The sequence below is a fragment of the Synechococcus sp. RS9902 genome (assembly GCF_014279635.1).
GTDB lineage: Bacteria > Cyanobacteriota > Cyanobacteriia > PCC-6307 > Cyanobiaceae > Parasynechococcus.
The window spans coordinates 258,554-283,326 of the sequence record NZ_CP047949.1 but is presented as its reverse complement, the minus strand read 5'-3'; the positions used below and the strand labels follow the sequence as shown (position 1 = coordinate 283,326).

Below are 24,773 nucleotides of genomic sequence, written 5' to 3'. Positions count from 1 at the left end.
CGATGGCCTCTGCGGATGCAACCCAGACGGCAAGCAGTGGGGCCCTGTTGGTGCGCTGGCAGGGGGTGATCACTCCGGATCAGGCGGTGCTGAAACGCCTTGAAGGGCTGGCGGGACTCCTGCTGCTGGCCTTGTTCACGGGTCTTCCTTTCTTCACACGCACAGGCCTGGCCCTGGTGATTGCAGCCTGCGGCGTTCTGTGGCTGCTCTGGTGCCTCTGCAGTCCGCCACCACAGCGCATCGGAACCATCTCGCGCTGGCTGATGCTTTTTCTGGCCATCGCGATTGTGGCCACGGGGTGTTCTCCAGTTCCAATCGCCGCCAGCAAAGGCCTGATCAAACTGCTCAGCTACCTGGGCGTTTATGCCTTGCTCTGCAAACTGCTGCTGAGCAACAGCCGATGGTGGGACCGGCTGATCGCCGGACTGCTGAGTGGCGGCCTCTTCAGCAGTGTTCTGGCTTTGCGACAGCTGTATGCCTCCAGCGTGGAACTGGCGGGCTGGGCCGATCCGAATTCCATCAGTGCTGGCACCATTCGGATCTATGCCCCCCTGGGAAACCCCAATCTCTTAGCGGGTTACCTGCTGCCGCTGATTCCCTTTGCAGCAATCGCACTGGTGCGCTGGCGTGGTGTGGGAGCCCAGCTGTTTGCCGGAACCACACTGGTGCTGGCAGCAACAGCCACGCTGTTCACCTACAGCCGCGGCGGCTGGCTGGGGATGGTTGCTGCCGGTGCCGTGCTGCTGTTGTTGCTGCTGCTGCGCTGGACACGCCACTGGCCTCCGCTCTGGAGACGTCTGGTGCCTCTGGCCGTGCTGCTGGTTGGAGCCGCTTGCCTTGTGGTGGCGGCCACCCAGATCGATCCGATCCGCACGCGCATCACCAGCCTGCTGGCGGGACGGGGGGATAGTTCCAACAACTTCCGCATCAACGTCTGGATGGCGGCCATCCAGATGGTGCAAGACCGTCCCTGGTTGGGCATCGGCCCTGGCAATACGGCGTTCAACAGCATCTATCCCCTGTATCAGCAACCGAAGTTCAACGCCCTCAGTGCCTACTCCGTTCCCTTGGAAATCCTGGTGGAAACCGGCATTCCCGGGCTGCTGGCCTGCATGGGATTGCTGGCCAGCAGCCTGAGGCAGGGCCTCAAGCAGCTCCATGCCGATGCTGCAAGCGCCTTGGCATCCATCGCCAGCCTCGCTGCCATCGCTGGCCTATTGATGCAGGGCAGCACCGACACAATCTTCTTCCGCCCCGAAGTGCAGCTGATCGGCTGGTTTGCTCTGGCCAGCCTGGTGAGTCGACCCAGGGAATCATGAGACTGCTCGCTGGATTCGATGCCGGACAGACGCACACCCGCTGCCGACTCAGCGTGGTTCAAAACGGCGTGCACCAGCCTGTTGGAGAAGGCGAGGGGCCCGGAGTCAGCCACCTGGATGCCCCCCAGGGTGAACGTCGTTTCCTCGAGGCGATCAGCACCAGTGCGCAGCAGGCCCTGAAACATCACCCCGATGGCGTGATCCAGGCGGCCGTTGTGGGAGCCAGCGGCATCGAACACGGAACAGCGTTGCAACAGCGCGCTGAACGTTTGGTGGGTCAAGCCCTGGCCATCGGTGATGCCACAGGGGTGATCAAGGTGCTGGTCACCGGAGACGAACGCACCGCCTTGCGAGGTGCGATCCCTGAAGGCGCAGGAATCCTGGCGATCAGCGGCACCGGAATGATCGTGCTGGGCCGAGACGAGAACGGCCATGAACACAGCTGTGGCGGCTGGGGATGGCTGCTCGATGGAGCCGGCTCGGCCTTTGATCTGGGCCACCAGGGATTGCAGCTGACCCTGCGCATGGCCGATGGACGCCTGCCCGACCATCCGCTGCGCCTGCAGATCTGGAATCAGATTGGCTGCGACAGCCACGCCGCAGTGAAAGCCCGGGTGGTGCAGCAGGACTTCGGCACGGCTGACTTTGCAGCCTTGGCTCCACTGGTGGTGGAAGCCGCAGCCAAGGATTGCCCTGGCGCGGAGGAGATCGTTCAGGGATCGGCAGCAGCCCTCTCCCGCTGCATCAGCACCGTGGCCCAGCAGCTTTCCCTGCGGTCCCCCTTGGTGGTCTGCCATGGAGGAGCCGTCACCCATCTCCAGGGGTTCCGCACAGCCGTGCAACAGGCCATCGATCAGTCGATTCCCGAAGCCCGATGGGGCAAGGCCAAGGGCGATGCCTGTGATGGCGCCCTCCTGATGGCCGAGGGCTTAAGCCTCAGGCCGCGTTGAGATGATCCTCGGCAACGGCGGCCAGATGCCCCGTCCAATGCTCCACAGCGTCCGACTGCTCGGCTTCCACCATCACCCGGAGCACGGGCTCGGTACCGCTGGCTCGCACCAAAATGCGACCGTTCTCGCCCATCGACTGCTCCGCTGAAGCAATGGCGTCGGTGAGAGCAGTGCAGGCACTCCAGTTCTTGCGACGCGAACGGTCCATCACCCGCACATTGACCAATTTCTGCGGGTAGGCCTGAAAACTGCGGTCCAACCAATCGCTGAGGGAGATGCCCTGGGAATGGCAGAGGGTGGCCAACTGCACGGCGGTCAGAACACCATCGCCACAGAGTCCGTGGGAGGCCGAAAGAATGTGGCCGGATTGTTCTCCGCCGAGGGCCGCGCCACTGGCCACCATCGCGGCATGGACATGCTGATCTCCCACCGGCGTGCGATCAAGGGTGCCGCCCCGCTGCTGCCAGGCACGCTCGAAGCCAAGGTTCGACATCACAGTGGCCACCAACCGCTGATCGGGGAGCGCCTGCTGCTCCTGCAGCACGGATCCCCAGAGAAACAGCACATGGTCGCCGTCGATGATCCGGCCGCGGCCGTCCACCGCCAGCATCCGATCGGCATCACCATCAAAGGCAAAACCCATCGCCGCGCCGCGCGCGATCACAGCCCGTTGCAGCGGTTCCAGATGGGTTGACCCGCAAGCCACGTTGATGCGGGAGCCATCGGGTTCCCCATGGAGCACGGTGAGGTCAGCCCCCAGGGCACGGAAGGCATCGGCACCGCAAGCCGTCGCGGATCCCCAGCAGAGGTCCAAAACGATGGGAACGCCATCCAGTCGCCGTTCAGCCACCGATTGCTGCAACACCTCTCTGTAGCCATCGAGGAGATCGGCGCTGGATCGCGCCACACCGCAGCGGAATGTTGCTTGCTCAGCCATGGGTGTCTGCCCCTGCAGACCGGCTTCCACCTGGGCTTGACGGGATGCGCTGAGTTTGGCGCCATCGGCCCCAAACACTTTGATGCCGTTGTCTGCAGGGGGGTTATGGCTGGCGGAGACCATCAGGCCGCCGGCGGCCCCCAGCTGGCGGATCAACAACGGAACCGCCGGCGTCGGACAGAGCCCAAGGGTCCACACATCGCGACCAGCGGCCGTCAAGCCGGCCGTCAGGGCAGCAACCACCATGCTGCCGCTGGTCCGGGAGTCCATTCCGATCAGAACAGGACCTTCCGCCTGCAGAACCCGACCGACCCAATAGCCCATCTGAAGACACAGGGCGGGGGTGAGAACCGTGCCGGCAAGCCCACGGATTCCATCGGTTCCAAACCCTGGCGCAGCGTCACCGAGAGCGGGGCCGATCGGGGAGCACGCCTTTTGAACCATGGGTCTCAATCGTGGACAGCACCATAGGAAGCACCTCTGAGGCTGATTCCCAGAGACGTGACAGGTGCGGCTCTGCCCTCCACGGCCCACAGGCGATCAGAGGCTCGCCAACTCTCTTTGAAGCATCAGAATGAAACGAGCTCCAGGTTGGCTGTGCAGGCAGGGCCGCGAATCGGAACGCTGCTGCTGCTTTCGGTTGCTGGTTTCAGTGGGTTGGCTGCATGGGGCGGGCAGCTGCTTCTGAACAAGCAGCATCAGCGCCTCACGCCTGAGGTCTCGCAAGCAAAGCTCTGGCAGCACTACCGCTGGGCCATCGATCCGCAGACCCGTCGAGAGGCCGCCCTGTTGATGGTGGCGAGGGATGGGTCACCGCAACTGCTCCATGGCCAAGGCTGGGGGCGCGATCCGATGGCGGCCGTGGTGCTCGAACGGGCCGCCCTCACCGCTGCCGCACAGGGCAAGCCAGCGGACGCTGCTGAGACCTGGCAGCGCCTGTTGGATCGCTTTCCCGAAGCACCCGGCTCAGCTTGGGCTCGATTGGCGCTTGGCAACAACAATCCCGTTCTTCATCAGCAGCTGCTCCAACAGCAACCCGCACACCCCGCAGCACTGACCCTGGCGGCTCGGGATGGCTCCGAAGCGCTAGCAAGCCATCAAGGCGCCGTGCACCTGGCCCGTTGGAATGCGCGCCGAGCCGGCGCCCTTGGGCTGATGCGTGGCGCCTGCGAGGCCACGGGGGCGCAGGCACCTCAACCCGACCAACGCCAAGCCTTGGCGCAAGCACTGGCAAAACAAGGCCATGCCGACACCGCAGTGACCTGTCTTCAGGAGCTTGAGGCCTCCCCTGAGACCCAGCTGGCCATCGGTCGTTCCCTGCTGCTGCATGGCGACCCTGATGCAGGTACAGCCCGGCTGCTGACCCTGGCGCAGAACCACCCAAACCACCCCGCCAGCCTTGAAGCAGCACGGATCTTGAGTGAACCGCTCGATGCCCAGCCTGGGGTTCTGGATGCGCTTCCGGCTGCCCTTGAGGAGCGCTCAGCCGCTGTTGCAGCAGCTCGCGTGCGACTCGCCGGCGGCGATGGGGCGGATGCCGCCCTGAGCCGCTGGCCCAACGACCCCGACATCTGGCAACTCCAATGGGACCTCGCCCGCGAGGCATTTCTGGCTGGAGATTGGGATCGTGCCCGTGCCCTGCTGGAACGCCCCGATGAGGATGGTCCCCTGCCTCCACCGTTGGAGACGCGGCGGCTGTTCTGGTTGGGGCTTAGCCACAAGCAACTCGGCGAAACGACAAAGGCAGAACGCAGCTGGCGCCGCCTGATCGGGGCCTTCCCGGGGGGCTACTACCGCTGGCGCGCCATGGAGCACCTGGGTGTGGCCGAACCCCTGGCGTTGCGATCCCCAGACCCGCAGCAGGAGCCGCCAGCCTGGCAACCGCTCAACAGCCATCACCGCCTGGTGAACGAGCTTTGGCGCCTGGGCCAGGTGCACGCCGCCTGGGAGGCCTGGCAGGCTCAGGCGGACCCTGCAGTCCCGCCGCCACCTGAAGAACGTCTCGCCGAAGGCAGGCTGCGCCTTGCCGTCGGGGACACCTGGATGGGACTGGACCAGCTCTGGTGGCTCAGCCTCCGCTGGCGTAATCCGAGCTGCCATCAACGGACTCTCCTGCATCGCAGCCAATTCCCTCGCCTCTTCGAAGCTGAAATACAGACAGCGGCAGAGCAAGCAGGTGTTCAGGCCAATCTGCTGCGAGCGATCGCCAAACAGGAATCACGCTTTGCTCCCGGTGTCGTCTCCCCTGCTGGGGCCGTTGGCGTGATGCAATTGCTGCCCTCCACAGCCACAGAGATGGCTGACGCACCAACCAGCACGCTGATGCTGAAGGATCCCGCCGACAACTTCGAACTGGGCGCGCGCTACCTCCACCACTTGCTGGAGCAATGGGAAAGCGACCCCTTTCGCAGCATTGCCAGCTACAACGCCGGGCCAGGTGCTGTGGCCTCTTGGGCACAACCCACGGATCAAGACGACGATGCGCTCTGGGTGGAACGCATTCCCTACCCGGAAACACGCTTCTACACCAAGAAAGTGCTGGACAATCTGCTCGGCTACCTAGGCGGCAATCAATCGTTCTGCAACGAGACTGGCGGTGGGATGGGGCAGAAGCGTGCCGGCGACGATGCCAGTGATCACGACCAAACTCATCAGAAGCAGGCAGATCCCGGCGGCGGGCAGAACACCGATGCGGATGAGATCGATCCTGGCCAACAGCACGGCTGAGGCCAGGATCAACACGTCGGTGAGCACATTGAGCTTCAGCAGATAGATGCCACCGGTGATCACCACCAGCAGCGTGACCACCAACGTCATCACCCGGCTCGACGCAATCAGCAACGACACCTGGCGCAACAGCAGATCGGGCATGGTGCAGAAGACGACAACCACCTGCGTCTGCAACAGCACGAGACACCAGAACCAGGCCGCACTCACGCCATAGAGAGACGTGAAGGAGGGCTGAACAATTTGCCAATTGTTGCCGAGCACAACCGCAACGAGAAACAGCACCGTCAGCAACGGCGCCCGAACCGGAAGGCTCAGCAGTCGCAAAATTGGCATAGCGTCAAGGTAGCGGCGGCCTTTCAAAGGAGCTGCCAGAGTGATCGTTGCGGTTGACGTGCGATGACAGGCACCCCGGAGTCTTCGCCCCTGGGCACAGCGCAGCGATGGGTGCTGGTGCTGATTGCGGTGGCTCTGGCCATTGGCCTGGTTGTCCTACGCGGTGGCATTCAGAGCGAAAGCCCGATGGAGCAGCTGGCGAGACGATCCCTCGACCCACAGACAGCGTTAACCAACGGACGCCCAACGCTGATCGAGTTCTACGCCGATTGGTGCCAGGTCTGCAGAGAGATGGCACCTTCGATGCTGGCTTTGGAGAAGCAATCGCGAGATCGACTCGATGTTGTTCTGGTCAACGTCGACAACCCCCGTTGGCAAGATCTGGTTGATCGCTACGACGTCAACGGCATTCCCCAGTTGAACCTGTTCAACTCTGAGGGGGAAGCCAAGGGGCGATCCCTCGGTTTGCGCAGCGCTGAGGAACTCCAGCTGCTCACCACAGCACTGCTTGAAAATCAGCCGTTGCCGGCCTTGCCTGGTGTCGGGAACATCAGCCAGCTGCTGACGCCCCCCTCTGAGAACAAGGCGATGGCAGGTGCCTCGAGCCCAGCCAACGCGGGGCCCCGCAGCCATGGTTGACACGCCTCGCCATGATCACCACAACTCGTCACTCTGACGCTCCCATGGACCGCTTTCGGGTCGATCTGATCGCAGCTACGCCGAACCCGCAGCAATGCGTGTACGCCGCCATGCATCAGGACTACAGCGAAGGATTCGTGGCCGGAGATCGTGCCAACTGGCCCGATGAGCAGCGGGCTGGAGAGATCTGTGTGAAACGCCTGCTGTCTGGAGAGCGCGGCCACTACGGCCCGATGGAGCATGCACAGATCGTGCTGAACGTGGGCTGGTTCCCGCACTCGGTGATGCAGCAGGCCCGCACCCACCGGGTTGGGGTGAGCTTCGATGTGCAATCGATGCGCTACACCGGTGAACGCATCTGCCGTGCAGCGGATGGAGCCCTGGATCTGGAAGAGGTGTTCTATCTGCGGCCCATCGGCGAGTACAGCGATCGGCAGGGCAAGAAATACGCCTACACCGAAGCACTACGCCAACAGGATCTAGATCTCTGCCGGAGCTCCGCCGAGCGCTACAGGGATCTGCTCAAGGCCGGCTTCGCCGAGGAGCATGCCCGCGGCATCCTTCCCTTCGACTACCGCCAGCATTTTGTAGTGAGCTTCAGCCTGCGGGCGTTCCTGCACTTCATGGATCTGCGGGCCAAGCTCGATGCCCAGCTGGAGATCCGCCAGCTCTGTGATCTGATGTGGCCCCACATGGTGGAGTGGGCCCCTGAATTTGCAGCCTGGTACGAAAAGAGCAGGCTGCACCGGGCGCGTTTGGCCCCTTAATTAATAGAGAACTAGACCTTGGCCAGCGTCACCCGTTCCGGTTGGTGCTGGTACTTGCCTTGTCGATCGCTGTAGGTGGTCGAGCAGGGATCACCCTCAAAAAACAGCAACTGACAGATGCCCTCGTTGGCATAGATCCGGCAGTCAGCACCGGAACTATTGCTGAATTCAAGGGTGAGGTGACCCTCCCAGCTCGCTTCTGCCGGGGTGGTGTTCACGATGATTCCAAGGCGGGCATAGGTGCTCTTGCCCAAGCAGATCACAGTGATATTGGGGGGAACCCGCAACTTCTCCAAGGCCACACCCAGGCCATAGGAATGGGCCGGGAGAATGAAGTAACGCCCGTCTTCATCCTCATGAAGGGGAGTGGGTTCGAGGTTGGCAGGGTTGAACCGCTTGGGATTCATCACCGTGCCCGGAACATGCCGGAAGATCAGAAATTCCTGGGGAGAAAGGCGTAGGTCGTAGCCGTAGGAGGAGCAACCAAAACTCAGCACTGGCCGCAGCTTCTGCTCCGGCTCCAGGTGACGGACCAGACCACTCTGGAATGGCTCGATCATTCCCTGCCCGGCCTGTTCAGTGATCCAGCGATCGCACTTGAGCATCAGAAACCTCGGCGCAACTCCGTGACTTGATCTGCCATCTCCACCACACCGGCGGGGATTGCAGGTCCAGTGATGATCACATCCATCGAAGCGGGCCGCTGCTCAAGGGCTGCAATCACGTCCGCTTCATCCAGGTATCCGAAGGCCACTGCAAGGCCGATTTCATCCAACACCAGCTGGTCGAGATCTCCCTGGATCAGATGCTGGCGGCAGATGGACCAAACCTCAGCCACCGCCTCTGCGCCACCGGGATGCCCCGGCGAGGAGAGGCAGAGGGGCACTGCCGGCCGCAGCCAGACGAGGCCTCCGCAGAGCTGCACCCGGCCGGCCGGTCCCTGCTGCACGCCGCCTTTGAGGAACTGACTGATCAGAACACGACTGCCCAAGCCTGCAGCTCGCATGGCCTGGCTGAGAACACTGGCGAAACTGCCTCGATAAGGCGCCGTATGCACTTGCAGCTGCCCTTCGGGAGCCACCAGATGTAGGGGTGGCGGATCAGAGACGGCAGGCAAGGGCCTCAGGCCCGCCCGCTGCAAGGCCTGCTGATCCCGATCCAGGGAATTCGGGAAGGATTGGGGGTCGGCGAGGCTTGTGGTCATCACGGAAGCATCTGTCCGGGCGACCCCGGCAAGACCTTGAATGTAGCGGCGAGATCACATTCCACAAGGGGATTGACACCACCCATGGTGTTTGGACAGGGCGAGAACCAACCGCCTGCGAGGCTTGACGAACTGCACACCACCGATGAGCCAATCCCCTGAACAACGCACTGATGGCCGTCGCCCGCAACAGTTGCGACCGTTCTCGGTGACCTGGAATCCGATGGGGTTTGCCTTGAGCTCCCTTGTGGTTCATACAGGCCGAACCGCGGTTCTCTGCAGCGTTTGCTTGGAGGACAAGGTCCCCAGCTGGCGCAAGGGAGAAGGGTTGGGATGGCTCAGCGCCGAATACCGGTTGCTGCCCGGATCCACCCCACAGCGGCAATCACGAGAGCTGATGAAACTCTCGGGTCGCACCCAGGAAATTCAGCGGCTGATCGGCCGAAGCCTGCGCGCCGTGATCGACATGGAGCGCCTAGGGGAGCGCACCTTGCTGATCGACTGCGACGTGATCCAAGCGGACGCCGGCACCCGGACGGCCTCGATCACCGGAGCATGGCTCGCCCTGGACCAGGCCTGCCGATCACTGGTGGAGCAAGGAGTCCTGGAGCAATCGCCCCTGATCGATCAGGTAGCGGCCGTATCCGTGGGCTTGGTTGATGGCCACGCCCTGCTGGATCTGGACTACAGCGAAGACAGCCGAGCTGAGGTGGACCTGAACGTTGTGCAGGCCGGCGATGGCCGTTTGCTGGAAATCCAAGGCACTGCGGAGGGAGCACCATTCAGCCGCAAGCAACTCAATGAACTGCTGGATCTGGCTGAGCCGGGATTGTCATCCCTGATGCAGGCACAACGCCAGGCCGCAGGCGAACACAGCATTAATAGGTAATAACCGCTACATGGCAAGCATCGCTTGCTCCGTAGCTTCGCTTCACCAGGGGGTTGTCATGACCAGTAGCCGAGGTTTCAGCCGATACACCCCGCAAATGGTGGCTCCAGCTCCCAGCGCAGAACCGGCCAACCGTTCCCTTCTGGAGATCATTAGGGATCTCGATGGCGCCAGCAGTGAACTGGTGGATCGCAACAAGACCATCTTCTTCCCCGGAGATCCCGCAGAACGGGTGTATTTGATCCGCCGGGGAGCTGTTCGTCTGTCCCGCGTCTACGAATCGGGGGAAGAGATCACCGTGGCCCTGCTGCGCGAGAACAGCCTCTTCGGGGTGCTGTCGTTGTTGACTGGTCAACGGTCCGACCGCTTCTATCACGCTGTGGCCTTCACCCGGGTTGAAATGGTGACGGCACCAGCGACCTCCGTGAAGGCCGCCATCGAAGCCGACACCAGCGTTGGCCTGCGCTTGCTTCAGGGTCTCTCCAGCCGGATTCTGCAGACCGAGACAATGATTGAAACCCTCACCCATCGGGACATGTCATCCCGGCTGGTGAGCTTCCTGCTGGTGCTTTGCAGGGACTTCGGCGTGGCCGATGAGCTGGGCATCACCATCGACCTGCGCCTGTCCCATCAGGCCATCGCTGAAGCAATTGGCTCAACACGCGTCACAATCACGCGTCTGCTGGGAGACTTGCGTCAATCCGGTCTGGTTCAGATTGACCGCAAGAAAATCACGGTTCTGGATCCGATCGCGCTGGCCAAACGCTTCAGCTAGGCCTGCCATCGCCCGACTTGTGCAGCGATGAGCGGCTGGGCACTGATTCTGGTTCTGTTGGTGCTCGGGGGCGTGCTGTCGACCCTGGGCGACCGCTTGGGCAGCCGCGTCGGCAAAGCGCGACTGAGTTTGTTCAGCATGCGCCCACGGCGCACCGCAGTGTTGATCACGGTGTTGACCGGCAGCCTGATCAGCGCACTCTCACTTGGCCTGATGCTTCTGGTGAGCCGGCAGTTGCGGGTGGGCCTGTTTGAACTGGATGCCCTACAGGAGAAACTCCAAGACAGCCGTCAGCAGCTAAAGGCAGCCGAGCGGGAACGGGACAAGACCCAAACGGAAACCAAACGGATCGCCATTGAGCTCGAGCAATCACAGCAACGGGCCAACACCCTGCGCCTCGAACTGGCTCCTCTTCAGAAGGAGCTGGCCCAACTCGAAGCCGAACGTGAACGCCTTAGCCAGGACATCGCCTCCCGCGATGCGGACATCGAGCGCACGGAAGCCGAACTCAACAGCGTTCGCAGCCGCATCCGAGCCGGTGAGAAGGAACTCAAAGAACTGGAACGCAATCTGGTCGCCTTACGGCGTGGATCGGTGGTGATCAGCAGCGGACAGACCTTGGCAAGAGCAACGGTTCGACTCGATGCTCCGGACCAGGCCAAACAGGCTGTCGACAGGCTGTTGCAGGAGGCCAATCTCAACGCATACGGGAAAGTGCGACCTGGCGAGGCACCCGAACGCCAGTTGATCCGCGTTCCGCGCAGCGATGTGGAACGCCTGCAAAGCATCATCCGCAAACCGGAGACCTGGGTGATCTCGCTGCGCTCAGCCACCAATGTGCTGCGGGGCGAAACAGCTGTGTATGCCTTCCCCGAGGTGCGTCCGAACCGGCCGGTAACCCAACGCGGAGACTTGCTGGCCACCACCACACTGCAACCCGATGAACGCACTCCAGAGGGCATTCGCACACGGTTGAACCTTCTCCTGGCCTCGGCCTATGCCGAAGTGCAGCGGCGGGGATCCCTGACCGAAGGCCTTCAGTTCGATGGATCAGCCCTCTCCCAACTGGCCCAGACCCTGATGGAAGGGCCCAGCCAAAGCGTGGTCTTGGACGTGATTTCCGCAGGGGTCAGCGACAGTGCCGATCCTGTCGTCGTCACCATTGAGGCCTCCCCATGAAACGGGTGGCCGTTCTCGATCCAGGCCGCTGCAAATGTGGTCTTGTGCTGGCCGATCTTCAGCTCGGCCTCGTGCGCGAAGGGCATGTGCTGGCCCCAGAGGCCGTCGAACCCTGGTTGGAGCAGTGGAATCAAGACCAAGCTCTCGATCGCATCCTGATCGGCGATGGCACGGGAAGCCGAGCCTGGATCCAGCGACTGGAACGGCTGGGCCATCTCACTGTGGTTCCGGAGCAGGGAACAACCCTGAGGGCGAGACAGCGTTACTGGGCGCTGTGGCCGGCTCGAGGTTGGCGACGGATGCTGCCAGCAGGACTGCGCATTCCACCGGTGGATCTGGATGCTGTTGCAGCTTTGGTGATGCTTGAGGAGCACCTGCAATGCCGCCTGAAATGGCCTGAGCCTGATCCCACGTTCTCGCTCAGAACCTGGCCCGGACCATGAAGGTGTAATCACCCCCCGGTTCCAGCCTGTAATCAGAACGCACCAGAAACCGGCGCAGGGCATCCTCGATCAGGGCACGTCCCAGGGATGGCTCCACCACCAGTTCACCGCGATCAAAGGCCCAGGAAAACTGCCACTCAAACCCTCCAGCAGAAACTTCACCCTCCACGCACTTGGCTTGAAAACACTGGCGGAGCACCCGCAAATGGGCCGTTGTCGCCGGAAGTGCCGGCATCAGTCGTCCGACTCCAGGTCATAGCGGAACCCGTTGATCCAGGTTCCAGCGCGCTCAAAGCTCTGGCGCTGAAGACGTTGAATTCCATCCAGAACAGCATCGAGAACAGCGCCCACACAGGGTTGCTCCGCCTTGCTGAACGGACCAAGGACATGGGACACCGTTCGGGCGCGGCGTTCTGCAGGGTTCTCAGCCGGCGCACCAATGCCGATCCGCAGCCTGGGGAACGCCTGGGTTCCGAGATGCTGAATGGTGCTGCGCAAACCGTTGTGCCCGCCGGCACTGCCCTGGGCCCGCAACCGCAAACGACCCAGCGGAAGATCCATGTCGTCCACCAGCACCAGCAATTGGTGAGGCTCCAGGCCAAACCAATCGAGAGCCGCACGAATGGCACGACCGCTGTCATTCATATAGGTCTGAGGCATTAGCAAGCGCAGCCGCTGCTCACCACCCCCTGTATCGGCTGCAAGACCGTGCAACTTGGCCTGCTGACGAAAACTGAAACCAGAGCGCTCACCCAAAAGCTCGAGGGCCATGAAGCCGATGTTGTGACGGGTACCGGCGTATTTCGCACCCGGATTTCCCAGACCCACCACCAGCTTGAGATCAGTGGTCATACCGCTGGAACGACTCAGTCGCTGGGGGGAAGTTCTTCAACCGGCTTCGCAGCCTCACCGGGGACTTCCGGATCAGCCATGGCTTTGTTGATCTCGCGTTCGAATTCCTTGGAGGCGGATTGGAAGCCTTTCAGGGTTTTACCAAGAGTCCGACCAAGCTCGGGCAGGCGTTTCGGCCCGAAAACCAACAAGGCAACGGCGCCGATAACCGCCATTTCGGGGAGACCGACGCCGAAGATGTTCATGGGTGCAGATCAGCCGAGGCCGTTCCAGTTGACGTTGATGCCCTCAAGGATGAGGGACTTGTTGTACAGCTGAAGAAACACCAGGAACAGCACCATGAAGAGCACCATGAAGATGCCCATCACGGGAGTGGTGCCCCATCCGGGAACCACCTTGCCGTACTCGGAGTTCAGTGGGCGGAGAAGGTCTCCCAGACGGGTGCGTTGTGCCATGGCGACGCCGGGTCTCGGGTGGTTTGAAGTCTCGATACTGTAGGGGCCGACTCCGGTTCGGGGTTGATCCTGTCGAGAGATGTGATGGAAACGTCGTCCCCAGCCCTGTCCGTCGCCATTGGCGTGCTCGCCGTTTTGTTCGGACTCACCGGATTTGGCGTGTATCAGGCTTTTGGCCCACCATCAAAAGCACTCGACGACCCGTTCGACGATCACGAGGACTGATCCACCACCACGGAGACGAGTTCTCCTGGAGTGATCACCACGGCAGAGGCGGCCATTGAGTCGGCTTCCCTGCGGACCCGCCACCCCGCTCCAGGGGTCCAGCGACAGCGGGCTGATCCCGAATTGAGCAGCTTCAGCACGCAACCATCGGCATGGCGCTCCAACCCCACCGGCGTGAGTGGAAGCGGCAGCGGTGGAAACCATTGACGCTGCTCCGCCGGCAAGTCCGCACACCACCCGGGCTCACGAAAGGCAATGGCCGCCTGCGACACACCGGCATCGCTCCATGAGCCGGCGAACGGCATGAGGGCCAAGCGCTGGCGATGCCACCCCTGATCAGCGCTGGGATCTGGCCAGGTTGGGCCCCGCAGCAGCGAAATGCCAAGTCGGTCTGAAGACCAATCCACACCCTGGGGGCCGTCCAGCAACACAGCCATCCCGCCTCCGGGAGCCGCCGACTGCGAGGCGAACCAGGAGATCACAGGCACTTCCCAACGGGCTTGCTCCCGAGCCGTCATCGGTGCAGCGGGGCGTTCGATCACCCCTCCACTGGTGTCGGCAGCGATGCGGACGGCGGGGGTCGCCAGCGGCAGCTCAAGACGCAGCAACTCATGGGTCTGGCGCCAGTCGATACCGCAGATCAGCTCCAGCCAGGGCGTGTCCGCCTTCAGCCGCAGGTCCAGACGCATGCAACTGGCACCGAGCTGGCGCCGTAGCACCAGATGCGCCATCAGGGGCCCCTGATCGAGCCACTCCAGGGAATCCGTACAGAGCACCCCCAGGGGCTGAGATCGGTAGTCCGCCGCAAGATCCCAGGCATCCCAGAATTCGCCCCGGTCCCGATAGCGCTCCAACTGCAGGGAAGACGACAACTGGTCCCGTCCATCGCGATCCCGCAAGGCCAGCAGTCCGGCCGAGGAGATATCGAGCTCGATCAGACCATTGCCCACACGCCAAGCTCCCGCCCCCAGCGACGTGATGACCACAGCCTGACGGGGCTCAGCCGCACAGGACGTCAAGCCTGGTTCACGCCGGAGCGGCACCGAACAAATCCCATGCTGACGCGGTAGCTGCACCCAGGTACCACCAGCAGCGGCATTTTGCTGCGGCAGTGAAACGGCATCCGCTGACCACGATCCCGCAGGAAGGCGAACCAGAGGCGACCAGGAGGCCAAGGGCTGCAGCCCCCACCAACTCCACGCCGCTGCTGTGTCCTTCGCACGCGGCAGCCTTGCCAGCCGCCGATCGCGTTCCTGGCGGGCCTGGCGCCGGGCCGAGCGCCAGACCGGTTCCGCCTGGTCAAACACCTCCGGGATCGAGGTTCCCGGAAGGATGTCGTGAAACTGCTGGAACAACAGCGGGCGCCAATCGCTGCTGCCGCTGTCGCGACCTGCAATCGCCAACAGGGCTGAGACTGCATCAGCCTCCCGCAAGAGCCGTTCAAGCGTTCGGTTGTGGCGCTTCTGATCAGGACGGCTTGTGGCGCAACCGCGGTGCAACTCCAGGAAAAGCTCGTCGCGCCACACCGGCCAGGCCTGATCACCCTGCTCCAGCTCGGCCAAGAACTCCCGCACCGTGCCGGCTCGGGTGGGCAAGGCCGCCGCTTGCCCTTCCCAGAGCTCGATCTGCTCCAGCAACTCCTCGGTGGGACCACCACCGTGATCACCAACGCCTGGAATCCAGAGCGCCGCCTCCAGCCCTGTGGTCTGACGCCAGGCCCGCTGCTCGTCCAGCATCTCCAGGGGATCGGCGCGGCGTCCGATCGGCGGCAGCATCAGGCTGTGCAGTTCCGAACGTCCCCGTGCGCGCCAGCGGAACAAGCGGTGGGGGAAAGGGTTGTCAGCATTCCAGGCCAGCTTGTGGGTGCAGAACCAGCGCACACCGGTGGCTGATGCCACGGCAGGCAGACCAGCAGCGAAGCCAAAGCTGTCCGGCAACCAGGCCAACTCATGGGTCCACTCCGGGAAACGGCGGCGGCTGTCGTCCTGACCGAGAGCGAACTGATTCCACAACGACGCCGTGCTGACCAGCACACAGTCGGTCTCCACCCAGGGGCCATTGATCGGTTCCCAGCGGCCGGCCCGGCTGGCCGCCTGAATCTCCGCAAATAGAGCAGGCCGATGTTGCTCCATCCATGCATAAAGCGCCGGCGTGGAATGGGCAAAGCGCAGCTCGGGCCAGCGACGCATCAGAGCCAACGTTGATCGGAAGGTGCGTTCAGCGGCCTGCCAGGTGTCAGCGACCGGCCAAAGCCAAGCCAGATCGAGATGAGCATGACCCAGCCAATGCAACAACCCTCGTAGCGGCTCTGCCTGGTGCAGATGAGCTGCAACAGCAGCCTGCGCCTTTGCACCGCTGGGATCCAGCTCCGCCCAATGCGGCGGCAGGTCTCCGTCCGCCGCCAGATGCAGCTCCAGTGCCGCAGGCAACAGCGTGCCCTCGGGATCGGGGCCTGCGGTCTGCGGCTCCAGGTCGAGATGGCTGCTGATCAGAGCTCCATCGTCATGCAGGGGGCTGCAGAGCTCCAGCACAAGATCCAGTGCAGCCCCCTGACGACAACGCCCAGGCAGCGGCCAGCGACAGGCGGTATCGAACAGATCCCCCTCATGCACCAGCACGCCATCCACCCAGAGACGCATCTGCTCGGCCCACCAGCTCAGCACCAGCCGGGCACGGTAGGAATCACGGTTACTCCAGCCATCAGGCCAGCTCAACCGCTGCTCAAGACGCAACCATTGGCGTCCCCTGGGCCAGATCAACAGGCCGCGCTTGGCCCAGTCCGGCCGGTGCGTTGCTCCCCAGCTTTCGTCGAGAAAAAACCCTGCCTGGGTGGCGCCTGAGCGGCGCCAACCGGCACGCAGATCACGCCGCGAGCGACTGCGAAACGTTTCAATCCACTCCGATCGACCGACTTGATCAGGGTTCATTCCCCTGCAGACGCTGTCATGCCCCATAGGATGATGCCCTTGTCACAGACGCCGGTCGGTCTCCATGCTCGCCCTCAAGATCTCCGTTTACTCGGTCGTCTTCTTCTTCCTCGGCATCTTCGTGTTCGGGTTCCTTGCGAGCGATCCAAGCCGCACCCCCAGCCGCAAAGACCTGGAAGATTGATTCAACATTCCGCTCAGACCGCGCCACACACTGGTCTGAGCGGAGCGTTATTTCTGAAATGAGCTGCCAAGCTCATGGGCCGCAGCAGCATTGCCTTGGCGGCGCACCGCCTTCTTTTTGCATTGACCGGAACCCTGATCACAGGGACGATGTCCGTGTTGCCCGCAGCGGCAGGTTCGGCTGAATCAACGCCAGAGAAAGTTGCTTCAGCACCAGCGAGCCTGAACGTTCGAGCTGACCGCCAATACACCGACACCAAGTCGAAGGCCACGATTGCCGAAGGCAACGTTTCTGTTCGGCTCGGGAACGCCGAACTGCACGCCGATCGGATCGAATTTGATGCGGCCTACCGCACGCTCTACGCCCGAGGCGCCGTCCGTTTCAGGCGCGGCAATCAGTTTTTCCAAGCGTCGAGCTTCCGCTACAACCTCGTCCAGAACGAAGGGCAGCTCAACGATGTCTACGGGGTCATCGACCTTGAAGAGCCCCTCGCCAACCCATTAACCACGTCTCGAACGGCATCAGCCCCACCGGAGCCACCCACGCCAGCCAGCCGTGAAGGCATGCCGACCGTGGCCTGCCCGCCACTGCTTCCTCCGGTTCCCGACTGGCATCCACAACCGTGGGCAGTGACTGCCTGGGGCGGGCAGATGATTGATGCCAACTTCGGTGACACCTTCCTGTTCAACGGTCGCATGCGTCCCGAAGCGGTGCTGGGCGTCGGCGTACAGAAACGGATCATGCGTGCTGGTCCATTTGCCATTGAACTTGAGGCTGACTTGTTCGGCCACATCTCTCAACAGCAATCAGGAGGGAAATTCAATCAGGACAAGCCTTATGCCGATCTCGCCAAACAGAACTTTGGAGAAGGGATCTTTGGGATCGGGGCTCGCATCTGGCTACAACCTTGGCTGAGCTTCAGCGTCCTGGAGGGAATCAGCTACAACAGCACTGTGAGCCTTTATGAGAAAACACACCGGAAAAATTACACCCAACTGCTTAATTATCTGGGCATCGAACTGGAAGCGGCCATCTCCTCCGACTTGTCAGTCGTTGGCCGGATTCACCACCGCTCGGGCGCCTTCGGCACCTATGGAGGAGTCTCTGAGGGAAGCAATGCCTACTTGCTGGGCCTGCGCTACCGCTGGGGACGGGAGACACCCAAGCCTGTGAGCGCCATTATCCCTCCCCTACCGGAGTGCGACGACCCGGCGGATCACGACCAACGCGTCAAGCCCTCTTCTCTCTCCGAGCGCCTCGAATCGATTGCCCTGGGCGACGGAGGTGATCCCCAGCGTCATGTTCCCACTCAGACCAAAAGCGAACAGCCAGCAATCCCGCCAGCCAAGCAGCAGGCCATGCGCACTGAGGCGATCGCCAAGATCGACCAGCGCATCTCAGACGTCGACCTCCAGGGCAGCTTCAGCATCGAACGGCGCAGTGGCATCCCCGTTCAACGCCTGAATTCTTCCGTCAGGGATGAAAACCGCTTCGGTGTAGTCAAAGTTCCCCAACTCAAGAGCCTGGGAAGCACGAATTTCCTCAACGGCACTATCAGCCGCTGGAGGGTGCAGGCCTCGAAGATCCTGATCACAGCGGATGGATGGGAGGCTGATCGCATGGGCTTCAGCAACGATCCCTTCACGCCGACGCAAACCAGAATCGATGCAGAGGACGTGATCGCCCGCGAGCAAGCCAATGGCGATGTGCTCATCTCGGCGCGACGCAACCGGCTGATCATTGAGGAGCGGCTGCCCATCCCGGTCACCCGTCGACAGCTCATCCAGAAGGAAGAGGAAGTGGAGAACCGCTTCGTTCTTGGCATCGACAACAGGGACCGTGATGGCCTTTTTGTGGGACGCAACCTCAAGCCACTCACCATCGGTACGAGCACGGAACTGTCCGTTCAACCCCAGTTCATGGTGCAGCGCGCCATCGACGGCGACTTCAACAGCGCCGCTGATTTGTTTGGCTTGGACGCCAAACTGCGCGGCCGCTACGGGAACTACAAACTGAACGGCGACGCCGACATCAGCAGCTTTGACCCCGCAGACATCCTGAACAGCAGCCGCTACTGGGGAAGTTTTGGCCGGGACATCGACATGGGCAGCTTGGGCGTGCTGAGCACCAATCTGTTCGGGGCCTACCGCTACCGCACGTGGAATGGCTCCCTAGGTGAAACCGACATCAATGCGGCCTACGGCGTCTATGCCCAGACCAAGGGCAGCTGGTCGACAGGCGAAGTGGATCACGACTACCTCATTCGCGGTGCCGTCGGGGACTACGACGCCGATCGCTTCAACAGCAACCGCCGTTTGCGCAGTGGGCGGAGCAGCTTTTTCGCATCCATCACCAGCAAGATTCCTTTGCTCAAGGGGAAGACAGCGGAGCTCATCCCAACCGCGGCTTACCGCTATTCCCCCGTTCCCATCGTTCCGGGGCTAAGCCTGAATACGAATGTCAACACCACGATTGCCGTTTATGGCGATGGCCGCCACCAGGAGACCCTGAGTCTCAGCGGAGGCCCCACCATCACCCTGGGCAACTTCAGCAAGCCCTTCCTCGATTTCACGCAGATCTCCATCGTCGGCAGCGGCTCCCTGAAAAACGGCGACAGCCCGTTCGCCTTTGATCGGAACGTCGATCTCGCCACACTTGGGGTTGGCCTCACCCAACAGATTGTTGGGCCGGTCGTGCTGAGCACCGGCGTCAGCTACAACGTCGATCCCGGTTCGAAGTTCTACGGCAGCACCGTCAACTCCAACATCGAATTGCGCTGGCAACGGCGCAGCTACGACGTGGGGGTCTACTTCAATCCCTACAAGGGCATTGGTGGCGTTCGCTTCCGGCTCAACGACTTTGACTTCAAGGGAACAGGTGTGCCGTTTGTGCCTTACACCCCAACGAATTGGATGGAAACGACCAACGCGGATCGACCCTTCTGATCAATCACCGCCCCCGATGATCAGATCGCTTCCGAACAGTGAAGCTCCGGCATAGCGCATGCCGGAGGTCCGCACGCTCGGTGCATAGGCATTGATCACCTGAGCCTCCCGCAGATCGGCATTGCGCAAGTCCACGCCGGACAGCTCAGCATTGGTGAGGTTGGCTCCCCGCAGGTCAGCACCTTCCAGCAACGCTCCCGTCAGGTCAGCACCTTCCAGATTCGCCTCCCTAAGATCTGCGCCGCGTAGGTCACTGCCTCGGAAATCAACGCCGATCAGATGGGCCTGACGGAAATCCGCCTGGCGGAGGTCACAGCCTGGACAGCTGCGGTCCAACGGATCATGGGGCTCAATCTGAAGCGGAACAGCACCAACGGAAGCCACTCCGGCAACAACCAACAGGGGCGCCAACGGCAACAACAACCGCGAAAGCAAATGGGCCATTGAGATCCAACCTCCGAGCGCGACTCCTATCTCCTTCATAGACACAGGAGTCGCGCTTGGCTGTTACTTGGCGGCGAACTGGTTGATGTAGGGCAGTGTTTGCATCAATTCCGCAACCTGGGGGCCATGATCCAGGAGCTGGGACGTGGCATCCCAACGACCGCTGCGCAGCATGTCCAGAGGGCCGGGATCGATCGACACAGGCCAACTGGAGTCGGCTGAGGTCAGTTGCAAAGCGGCAAGATCGAGGCCCCAGGAGCGCCCGGGATCGCCATCCACTTGGGCCTGAATCGCCTTGATCTGCTCTGGAGCGGCCGTTGCACAGGGAATGCCAAGGGCGAGGCAGTTGCCGTAGAAGATCTCGGCAAAACTCACCCCAACCACCGCGCGAATTCCCCAGCGCATCAACGCCTGAGGAGCATGCTCACGGCTGGAACCGCAGCCGAAATTGCCGTTCACCACCAGGATCGAGGCCCCCTGATAACGGGCCTGATCAAAGGGATGCTCACCGGAGAGTTCAAGACGATCGTCGGCAAACACCTGGTCGCCCAGCGCCTCGAAACTGACGCATTTCAGGAACCGTGCCGGAATAATCCGATCGGTATCGATATCTTCACCGGGGACGGCGATGGCCGTTCCACTCACCTGTTGAATCGGACCAGTCGGGAAGAGAGCCATCACGATGCGGACGGAGAAATCAAAGTACGGACATCGGTCACACGACCGTTAACAGCAGCTGCGGCAACCATGGCTGGACTCATCAACAACGTCCGACCACTGGCCGAGCCCTGCCGACCCTTGAAATTGCGGTTGCTGGAGCTGGCGCTGATCTGACGCCCCTCCAGCCGATCCGGGTTCATCGCCAGACACATCGAGCAGCCGGGCTCCCGCCACTCAAAACCTGCGGCACGGAACACCGCATCCAACCCTTCCACTTCAGCAGCCTTCGCCACCTGCTCCGAGCCTGGAACCACAAACGCCTTGATGCCTGCAGCCACCTGGCGCCCACGGGCCACATCGGCAGCCGCACGCAGATCGCTGAGACGACCATTGGTGCAGCTGCCGATGAAACAGACATCCACAGGCACCCCTGAAATGGCCGTTCCCGGCTGGAGATCCATGTAGCGGTAGGCCTCCTCTGCAATCTGCCGTTCACCTGGATCCAGCTGGTCAAGGCTTGGCACCGTTTCATCGATCCCCAGTCCCTGGCCCGGGGTAATGCCCCAGGTCACCGTGGGTGGAATCGCAGCGGCATCAAACACGACCTCATCGTCGACCGTTGCGTTGGCATCAGTGGCCAAGGAGCTCCACCAGGCGACAGCACGGTTCCAGGCCTCACCCTCGGGGGCATGGGGACGACCTTTCAGATAGTCAAAGGTGACCTGATCGGGATTGACGTAACCGCATCGGGCTCCCCCCTCGATCGCCATGTTGCAGAGGGTCATCCGTCCTTCCATCGACAACGCCTCGATGGCGGAACCGGCGAACTCATAGGCGTAGCCAACGCCGCCCTTCACCCCCAGGTGGCGAATCACATGCAGGATCAAGTCCTTCGCCGACACGCCCTCGGCGAGACGGCCATTCACCTGAATCCGGCGCACCTTGAGCTTGTTCATGGCCAGGCTCTGGCTGGCCAACACATCGCGCACCTGACTGGTGCCGATCCCGAAGGCGATCGCCCCGAAGGCGCCGTGCGTGGAGGTGTGGGAATCACCGCAGGCCACCGTCATGCCCGGCTGGGTCAGGCCCAGCTCCGGGGCAATCACATGAACGATGCCCTGCCGGCCGCTGCCAATGTTGTTGAGAGGGATGCCGTGCTCCTGGCAGTTCCGCTCCAAGGTGCTGAGCATCTCCTCCGCCAACGGATCGGCGAACGGCCGTTGCTGAGACGTGGTTGGAACGATGTGGTCCACCGTGGCCACCGTGCGCTCAGGACAGCGCACCGTCAGCCCCTTGTCCTTCAACGCCGAGAAGGCCTGAGGACTGGTGACCTCATGGATCAGGTGCAGACCGACAAACAGTTGGGTGGATCCGCCGGGGAGCTCCGCCACCCGATGCAGGTCCCACACCTTGTCGTAGAGGGTGCCGGAACTCAACAGTTCAGCCGCAAGAACCGTTGACCCTAAACCTGAGCGAGCAAGCGAAGACGCAGACGGTCCAAGCCGCGGATCACGCTCATCTTCTGAATGGCCTCACGGCCCCGCCGCTCACCGAAATGCTGCACCCAGGCCTCACAGCCATCGGGACCAGCCAAGGCCAGGTGCACCAAGCCCACCGGCTTCTCAGCACTGCCACCGCCAGGGCCGGCGATGCCGCTGACGGCAATCGCCCAATCGCAATTGAGTTTCTCCCGGGCTGCCCGCGCCATCGCCTCGACCACAGGCTGTGAAACAGCGCCAAGGGCAGTGAGCAGATCTGGCGAAACCCCAAGCACAGCCTGTTTCACCGCATTGCTGTAAGCAACGACGCCGCCCTGGAAAACCGACGAGGAGCCTGGAACAGACGTCAGGGCTGCCGCCAATCCACCACCGGTGCAGGACTCCGCTACCGCCAGCGTCTGGTGCCGTTGCTTGAGCAGATCGATCACCACCGACGCCAGGCTGTCCGCATCGACGCCATAGCAGTGATTGCCCGTGCGACGACGCAGCTCAGCCTCCAGCGGCACCAACAGCTCTGCGGCGGTATCGGCACTGGACGCACAGGCCGTGAGCCGCAATTTCACATCGCCGAGGGAGGCATAGGGAGCCACCGTTGGGTTGGTCGACTCCAATAAATCGGCAACGCGCTCAGCCAGATCGGATTCGCCAATGCCGCTGAAGCGGAGCTGACGGCTCACGAATACACCGGAAGCCCCACCATTGGCTTGAAGCCACGGGGCGGCCGTTTCCATCCACATCGCCCGCATTTCCGCAGGCACCCCCGGGAAGGTGAGAATCGTGAAATCAGGCCGGGGAGACCAGATCATTCCCGGTGCCGACCCCTTTGGATTGGGAAGAACTTCCGCGCCACGGGGCAGATAAGTCTGGCTGCGGTTGCTGGAAGCAACCGGCCGGCCACCTGCCGATAACTTCTGCTGGATCTCCAGCCAGAGTTCGGGCCGCTCCTCCAAGGGAGTGTCGAAAGCAGCGGCCAGGGCCTCGGTGGTGAGGTCATCGGGGGTTGGGCCCAAACCCCCTGTCGTCACCAGAACCCTGCAGCGCTGCGATGCCTCGCGTACGGCAGAGATCAAACGCTCTTTGTTGTCGCCAACAACGGTTTGGCGGTAATGCGGCAGCCCCAGCCCCGCCAACTGTTCGGCAATCCATCGGGCATTGCCGTTGAGGATGTCTCCCAACAACAGCTCTGTGCCCACGCACAGGATTTCAACACCCGATTCAGCCACGCGGTTCGCCAAGGGCCGCAGGATCAACAGGGGTGGAACAAGGGTTGGTGTTCAAAAGAGCTCGCTCTTGTTGCAGCTGGCGACGGCTGATCACCACCGTGGCCACGAGGATGGCCGTGGCCAAAGCCAGCCAGAGGAAGCGCATCTCCGCATTGGCCACCACCAGGGCCAGGGCAGCAAGCCACTGGGTGAAGACGTAGATCAACAGCACCGTGCGCCGATGACTGAACCCAGCGCGCAACAGGCGGTGATGGAGGTGACGCCGATCGGGATAGAAGGGGGAACGGCCTTCCCTCAGACGGCCCATGATCACGGCCGACATGTCGGCCAGGGGCAACGAAAGAATCAGCAACGGCAGCAGCAGGCTCACCGTCGTAAGCCCCTTGGCAGGTCCCACGATGCTCACGGCGGCAAGGGTGAAGCCGAGGAAGTAAGAGCCCCCATCCCCCATGAAGATGCGGGCGGGGTTGAAGTTGTGGCGCAGGAAGCCCAGGCAGCAGCCCGCCAGCGCTGCGGCAAGGAATCCGGCAGCCACCTGATGCAGCGAAAAGCTGACAGACACCAGGCCGACGGCGGCAATGCCAGCCACTCCCGCAGCAAGGCCATCGAGGCCATCCAGCCAGTTAATGGCGTTGGTGATTCCCACCAGCCAAACAACGGTGGCCAGCAGGCTGAGGCTGTCGGGCAGAGCAATCGGACCGGCTGAAGCGGTGAACCAGGGAAGATCGATCGCTCCAATCCGAACGCCCTGGCTCCAGACGGCACAAGCCACGGCGACCTGTCCAGCCAACCGCGGCCAGGGAGAGAGGGCGAAGAGGTCGTCCGCCAGGCCAATCAGAAAAAAGCAGAGCGAACCGGCCAGGGTGCTCCAGATCAGCTGATCTTTGGCCGGTGCCAGCAGGCCGAAGCCCCCCATGGACCAGACCGCCGCCAAAGCCGTTCCAAAGCCCAGCACCATGCCAATGCCCCCCAGCCTCACCATGGGGGTGACATGCTGCTTGCGCTCATCGGGCTGATCGGTCCACCCGAAGCGAAGCCCCATCCGGCGCACTTGGGGCACCAGCACCGTGGTGGTCACCGCAGCCAAAAGAAAGCTGACCGAGGCGACCGCGATAGGGCTGGCCAAGAGGTTCACGCAGGCTCCGGGAAAGAGACGATCCCCCGGTCAGAAGGAGTCACCCCAATCCTAGGGAG

Annotated in this window: 25 protein-coding genes and 1 pseudogene; 12 read left to right on the top strand and 14 right to left on the bottom strand. The window is 62.4% G+C overall.

The genetic code is table 11. The features are described from left to right. Window positions 1-2: 2 nt before the first annotated feature. On the top strand, window positions 3-1,319 hold the full coding sequence (locus tag SynRS9902_RS01345; protein WP_186509709.1) for an IctB family putative bicarbonate transporter: 1,317 nt from the start codon (window positions 3-5) through the stop codon (window positions 1,317-1,319). Next, entirely contained in the window at window positions 1,316-2,269 is a 954-nt protein-coding gene (locus SynRS9902_RS01340) for a BadF/BadG/BcrA/BcrD ATPase family protein (RefSeq protein ID WP_186509708.1), read from the top strand. Before SynRS9902_RS01345 ends, SynRS9902_RS01340 begins: the two co-directional genes overlap by 4 nt. Here SynRS9902_RS01340 and glmM read toward each other — a convergent pair. Next, a complete protein-coding gene (glmM, locus tag SynRS9902_RS01335) occupies window positions 2,256-3,650 on the bottom strand; it encodes a phosphoglucosamine mutase (RefSeq protein WP_186509707.1) in 1,395 nt (464 codons plus the stop codon). The genes SynRS9902_RS01340 and glmM overlap by 14 nt on opposite strands. A gap of 348 nt (window positions 3,651-3,998) precedes the next feature. Between glmM and SynRS9902_RS01330 the strand changes: the two are divergent. Continuing rightward, a pseudogene (locus tag SynRS9902_RS01330) lies at window positions 3,999-5,678 on the top strand (transglycosylase SLT domain-containing protein); the annotation flags it as partial. A gap of 87 nt (window positions 5,679-5,765) precedes the next feature. On the opposite strand, the gene SynRS9902_RS13560 reads toward SynRS9902_RS01330, so the two are convergent. Next, window positions 5,766-6,269, bottom strand: a complete 504-nt coding sequence (locus SynRS9902_RS13560) for a hypothetical protein (RefSeq protein WP_255446165.1) — start codon at window positions 6,267-6,269, stop codon at window positions 5,766-5,768. Window positions 6,270-6,332: 63 nt separating this feature from the next. Here SynRS9902_RS13560 and SynRS9902_RS01325 point away from each other — a divergent pair, with 63 nt between their 5' ends. Together SynRS9902_RS01325 and thyX are read left to right on the top strand one after the other, a co-directional pair. Beyond that, the gene (locus tag SynRS9902_RS01325; protein WP_186509706.1) at window positions 6,333-6,908 is read left to right on the top strand and encodes a thioredoxin domain-containing protein; all 576 of its coding nucleotides are present in this window, start codon (window positions 6,333-6,335) and stop codon (window positions 6,906-6,908) included. A gap of 44 nt (window positions 6,909-6,952) precedes the next feature. Then, entirely contained in the window at window positions 6,953-7,675 is a 723-nt protein-coding gene (gene thyX / locus SynRS9902_RS01320; protein WP_186509705.1) for an FAD-dependent thymidylate synthase, read from the top strand. A gap of 11 nt (window positions 7,676-7,686) precedes the next feature. Here the strand turns inward: thyX and dcd are convergent, their stop codons facing one another. Then, window positions 7,687-8,280: a dCTP deaminase gene (gene dcd / locus SynRS9902_RS01315; RefSeq protein WP_186509704.1), complete on the bottom strand. Its 594-nt coding sequence runs from the start codon at window positions 8,278-8,280 to the stop codon at window positions 7,687-7,689. Further along, window positions 8,280-8,879: a cob(I)yrinic acid a,c-diamide adenosyltransferase gene (locus SynRS9902_RS01310; protein ID WP_186509703.1), complete on the bottom strand. Its 600-nt coding sequence runs from the start codon at window positions 8,877-8,879 to the stop codon at window positions 8,280-8,282. Before SynRS9902_RS01310 ends, dcd begins: the two co-directional genes overlap by 1 nt. Before the next feature lie 145 nt (window positions 8,880-9,024). Here SynRS9902_RS01310 and rph point away from each other — a divergent pair, with 145 nt between their 5' ends. Genes rph through SynRS9902_RS01290 form a run of 4 tightly spaced genes read left to right on the top strand, consistent with a single transcriptional unit; the run spans window position 9,025 to window position 12,165 of the window. After that, entirely contained in the window at window positions 9,025-9,768 is a 744-nt protein-coding gene (gene rph / locus SynRS9902_RS01305; protein WP_186509702.1) for a ribonuclease PH, read from the top strand. A 58-nt stretch (window positions 9,769-9,826) separates the two neighbouring features. After that, the gene (ntcA, locus tag SynRS9902_RS01300) at window positions 9,827-10,543 is read left to right on the top strand and encodes a global nitrogen regulator NtcA (RefSeq protein WP_186509701.1); all 717 of its coding nucleotides are present in this window, start codon (window positions 9,827-9,829) and stop codon (window positions 10,541-10,543) included. A 27-nt stretch (window positions 10,544-10,570) separates the two neighbouring features. Continuing rightward, complete coding sequence (locus SynRS9902_RS01295) at window positions 10,571-11,722, top strand: DUF3084 domain-containing protein (protein WP_186509700.1); 1,152 nt, start codon at window positions 10,571-10,573, stop codon at window positions 11,720-11,722. Next, on the top strand, window positions 11,719-12,165 hold the full coding sequence (locus tag SynRS9902_RS01290) for a resolvase (protein WP_186509699.1): 447 nt from the start codon (window positions 11,719-11,721) through the stop codon (window positions 12,163-12,165). Before SynRS9902_RS01295 ends, SynRS9902_RS01290 begins: the two co-directional genes overlap by 4 nt. Here SynRS9902_RS01290 and SynRS9902_RS01285 read toward each other — a convergent pair. The 4 genes from SynRS9902_RS01285 to psbH are packed head-to-tail and all read right to left on the bottom strand — an operon-like array spanning window position 12,143 to window position 13,472. Beyond that, window positions 12,143-12,400, bottom strand: a complete 258-nt coding sequence (locus SynRS9902_RS01285) for a DUF3146 family protein (RefSeq protein WP_011363294.1) — start codon at window positions 12,398-12,400, stop codon at window positions 12,143-12,145. The genes SynRS9902_RS01290 and SynRS9902_RS01285 overlap by 23 nt on opposite strands. Continuing rightward, window positions 12,400-13,017, bottom strand: a complete 618-nt coding sequence (gene pth / locus SynRS9902_RS01280; RefSeq protein ID WP_186509698.1) for an aminoacyl-tRNA hydrolase — start codon at window positions 13,015-13,017, stop codon at window positions 12,400-12,402. Before pth ends, SynRS9902_RS01285 begins: the two co-directional genes overlap by 1 nt. A gap of 14 nt (window positions 13,018-13,031) precedes the next feature. Beyond that, window positions 13,032-13,262, bottom strand: a complete 231-nt coding sequence (locus tag SynRS9902_RS01275) for a TatA/E family twin arginine-targeting protein translocase (protein ID WP_186509697.1) — start codon at window positions 13,260-13,262, stop codon at window positions 13,032-13,034. A 9-nt stretch (window positions 13,263-13,271) separates the two neighbouring features. Then, window positions 13,272-13,472, bottom strand: coding sequence for a photosystem II reaction center phosphoprotein PsbH (psbH, locus tag SynRS9902_RS01270; protein ID WP_186509696.1), 201 nt, complete (start codon window positions 13,470-13,472; stop codon window positions 13,272-13,274). Window positions 13,473-13,556: 84 nt separating this feature from the next. On the opposite strand from psbH, the gene psbN reads away from it, so the two are divergent. Beyond that, on the top strand, window positions 13,557-13,697 hold the full coding sequence (psbN, locus tag SynRS9902_RS01265) for a photosystem II reaction center protein PsbN (protein ID WP_011363291.1): 141 nt from the start codon (window positions 13,557-13,559) through the stop codon (window positions 13,695-13,697). On the opposite strand, the gene SynRS9902_RS01260 is transcribed toward psbN, so the two are convergent. Next, a complete protein-coding gene (locus SynRS9902_RS01260; protein ID WP_255446164.1) occupies window positions 13,685-16,624 on the bottom strand; it encodes a glycoside hydrolase family 38 C-terminal domain-containing protein in 2,940 nt (979 codons plus the stop codon). The two genes, psbN and SynRS9902_RS01260, sit on opposite strands and share 13 nt — an antisense overlap. Before the next feature lie 64 nt (window positions 16,625-16,688). Here SynRS9902_RS01260 and SynRS9902_RS01255 point away from each other — a divergent pair, with 64 nt between their 5' ends. Continuing rightward, window positions 16,689-16,808, top strand: a complete 120-nt coding sequence (locus SynRS9902_RS01255) for a photosystem II reaction center protein I (RefSeq protein ID WP_006042333.1) — start codon at window positions 16,689-16,691, stop codon at window positions 16,806-16,808. Window positions 16,809-16,882: 74 nt separating this feature from the next. After that, window positions 16,883-19,753, top strand: coding sequence for a DUF3769 domain-containing protein (locus tag SynRS9902_RS01250; protein WP_255446163.1), 2,871 nt, complete (start codon window positions 16,883-16,885; stop codon window positions 19,751-19,753). Here the strand turns inward: SynRS9902_RS01250 and SynRS9902_RS01245 are convergent, their stop codons facing one another. The 5 genes from SynRS9902_RS01245 to SynRS9902_RS01225 all read right to left on the bottom strand — a co-directional run bounded on the left by SynRS9902_RS01245 (window position 19,754) and on the right by SynRS9902_RS01225 (window position 24,714). Further along, window positions 19,754-20,197: a pentapeptide repeat-containing protein gene (locus SynRS9902_RS01245; protein ID WP_186509694.1), complete on the bottom strand. Its 444-nt coding sequence runs from the start codon at window positions 20,195-20,197 to the stop codon at window positions 19,754-19,756. Window positions 20,198-20,260: 63 nt separating this feature from the next. Further along, window positions 20,261-20,875, bottom strand: a complete 615-nt coding sequence (gene leuD / locus SynRS9902_RS01240) for a 3-isopropylmalate dehydratase small subunit (RefSeq protein ID WP_186509693.1) — start codon at window positions 20,873-20,875, stop codon at window positions 20,261-20,263. Beyond that, a complete protein-coding gene (gene leuC, locus SynRS9902_RS01235) occupies window positions 20,875-22,293 on the bottom strand; it encodes a 3-isopropylmalate dehydratase large subunit (RefSeq protein ID WP_186509692.1) in 1,419 nt (472 codons plus the stop codon). The genes leuD and leuC overlap by 1 nt, the downstream gene beginning before the upstream one ends. Before the next feature lie 26 nt (window positions 22,294-22,319). After that, window positions 22,320-23,579 carry a competence/damage-inducible protein A gene (locus tag SynRS9902_RS01230; RefSeq protein ID WP_186510473.1) on the bottom strand — a complete coding sequence of 420 codons (1,260 nt, stop codon included), beginning with the start codon at window positions 23,577-23,579 and terminating at the stop codon, window positions 22,320-22,322. Next, on the bottom strand, window positions 23,572-24,714 hold the full coding sequence (locus SynRS9902_RS01225) for a glycosyltransferase family 4 protein (protein ID WP_186509691.1): 1,143 nt from the start codon (window positions 24,712-24,714) through the stop codon (window positions 23,572-23,574). The genes SynRS9902_RS01230 and SynRS9902_RS01225 overlap by 8 nt, the downstream gene beginning before the upstream one ends. Between the last annotated feature and the right edge of the window lie 59 nt (window positions 24,715-24,773).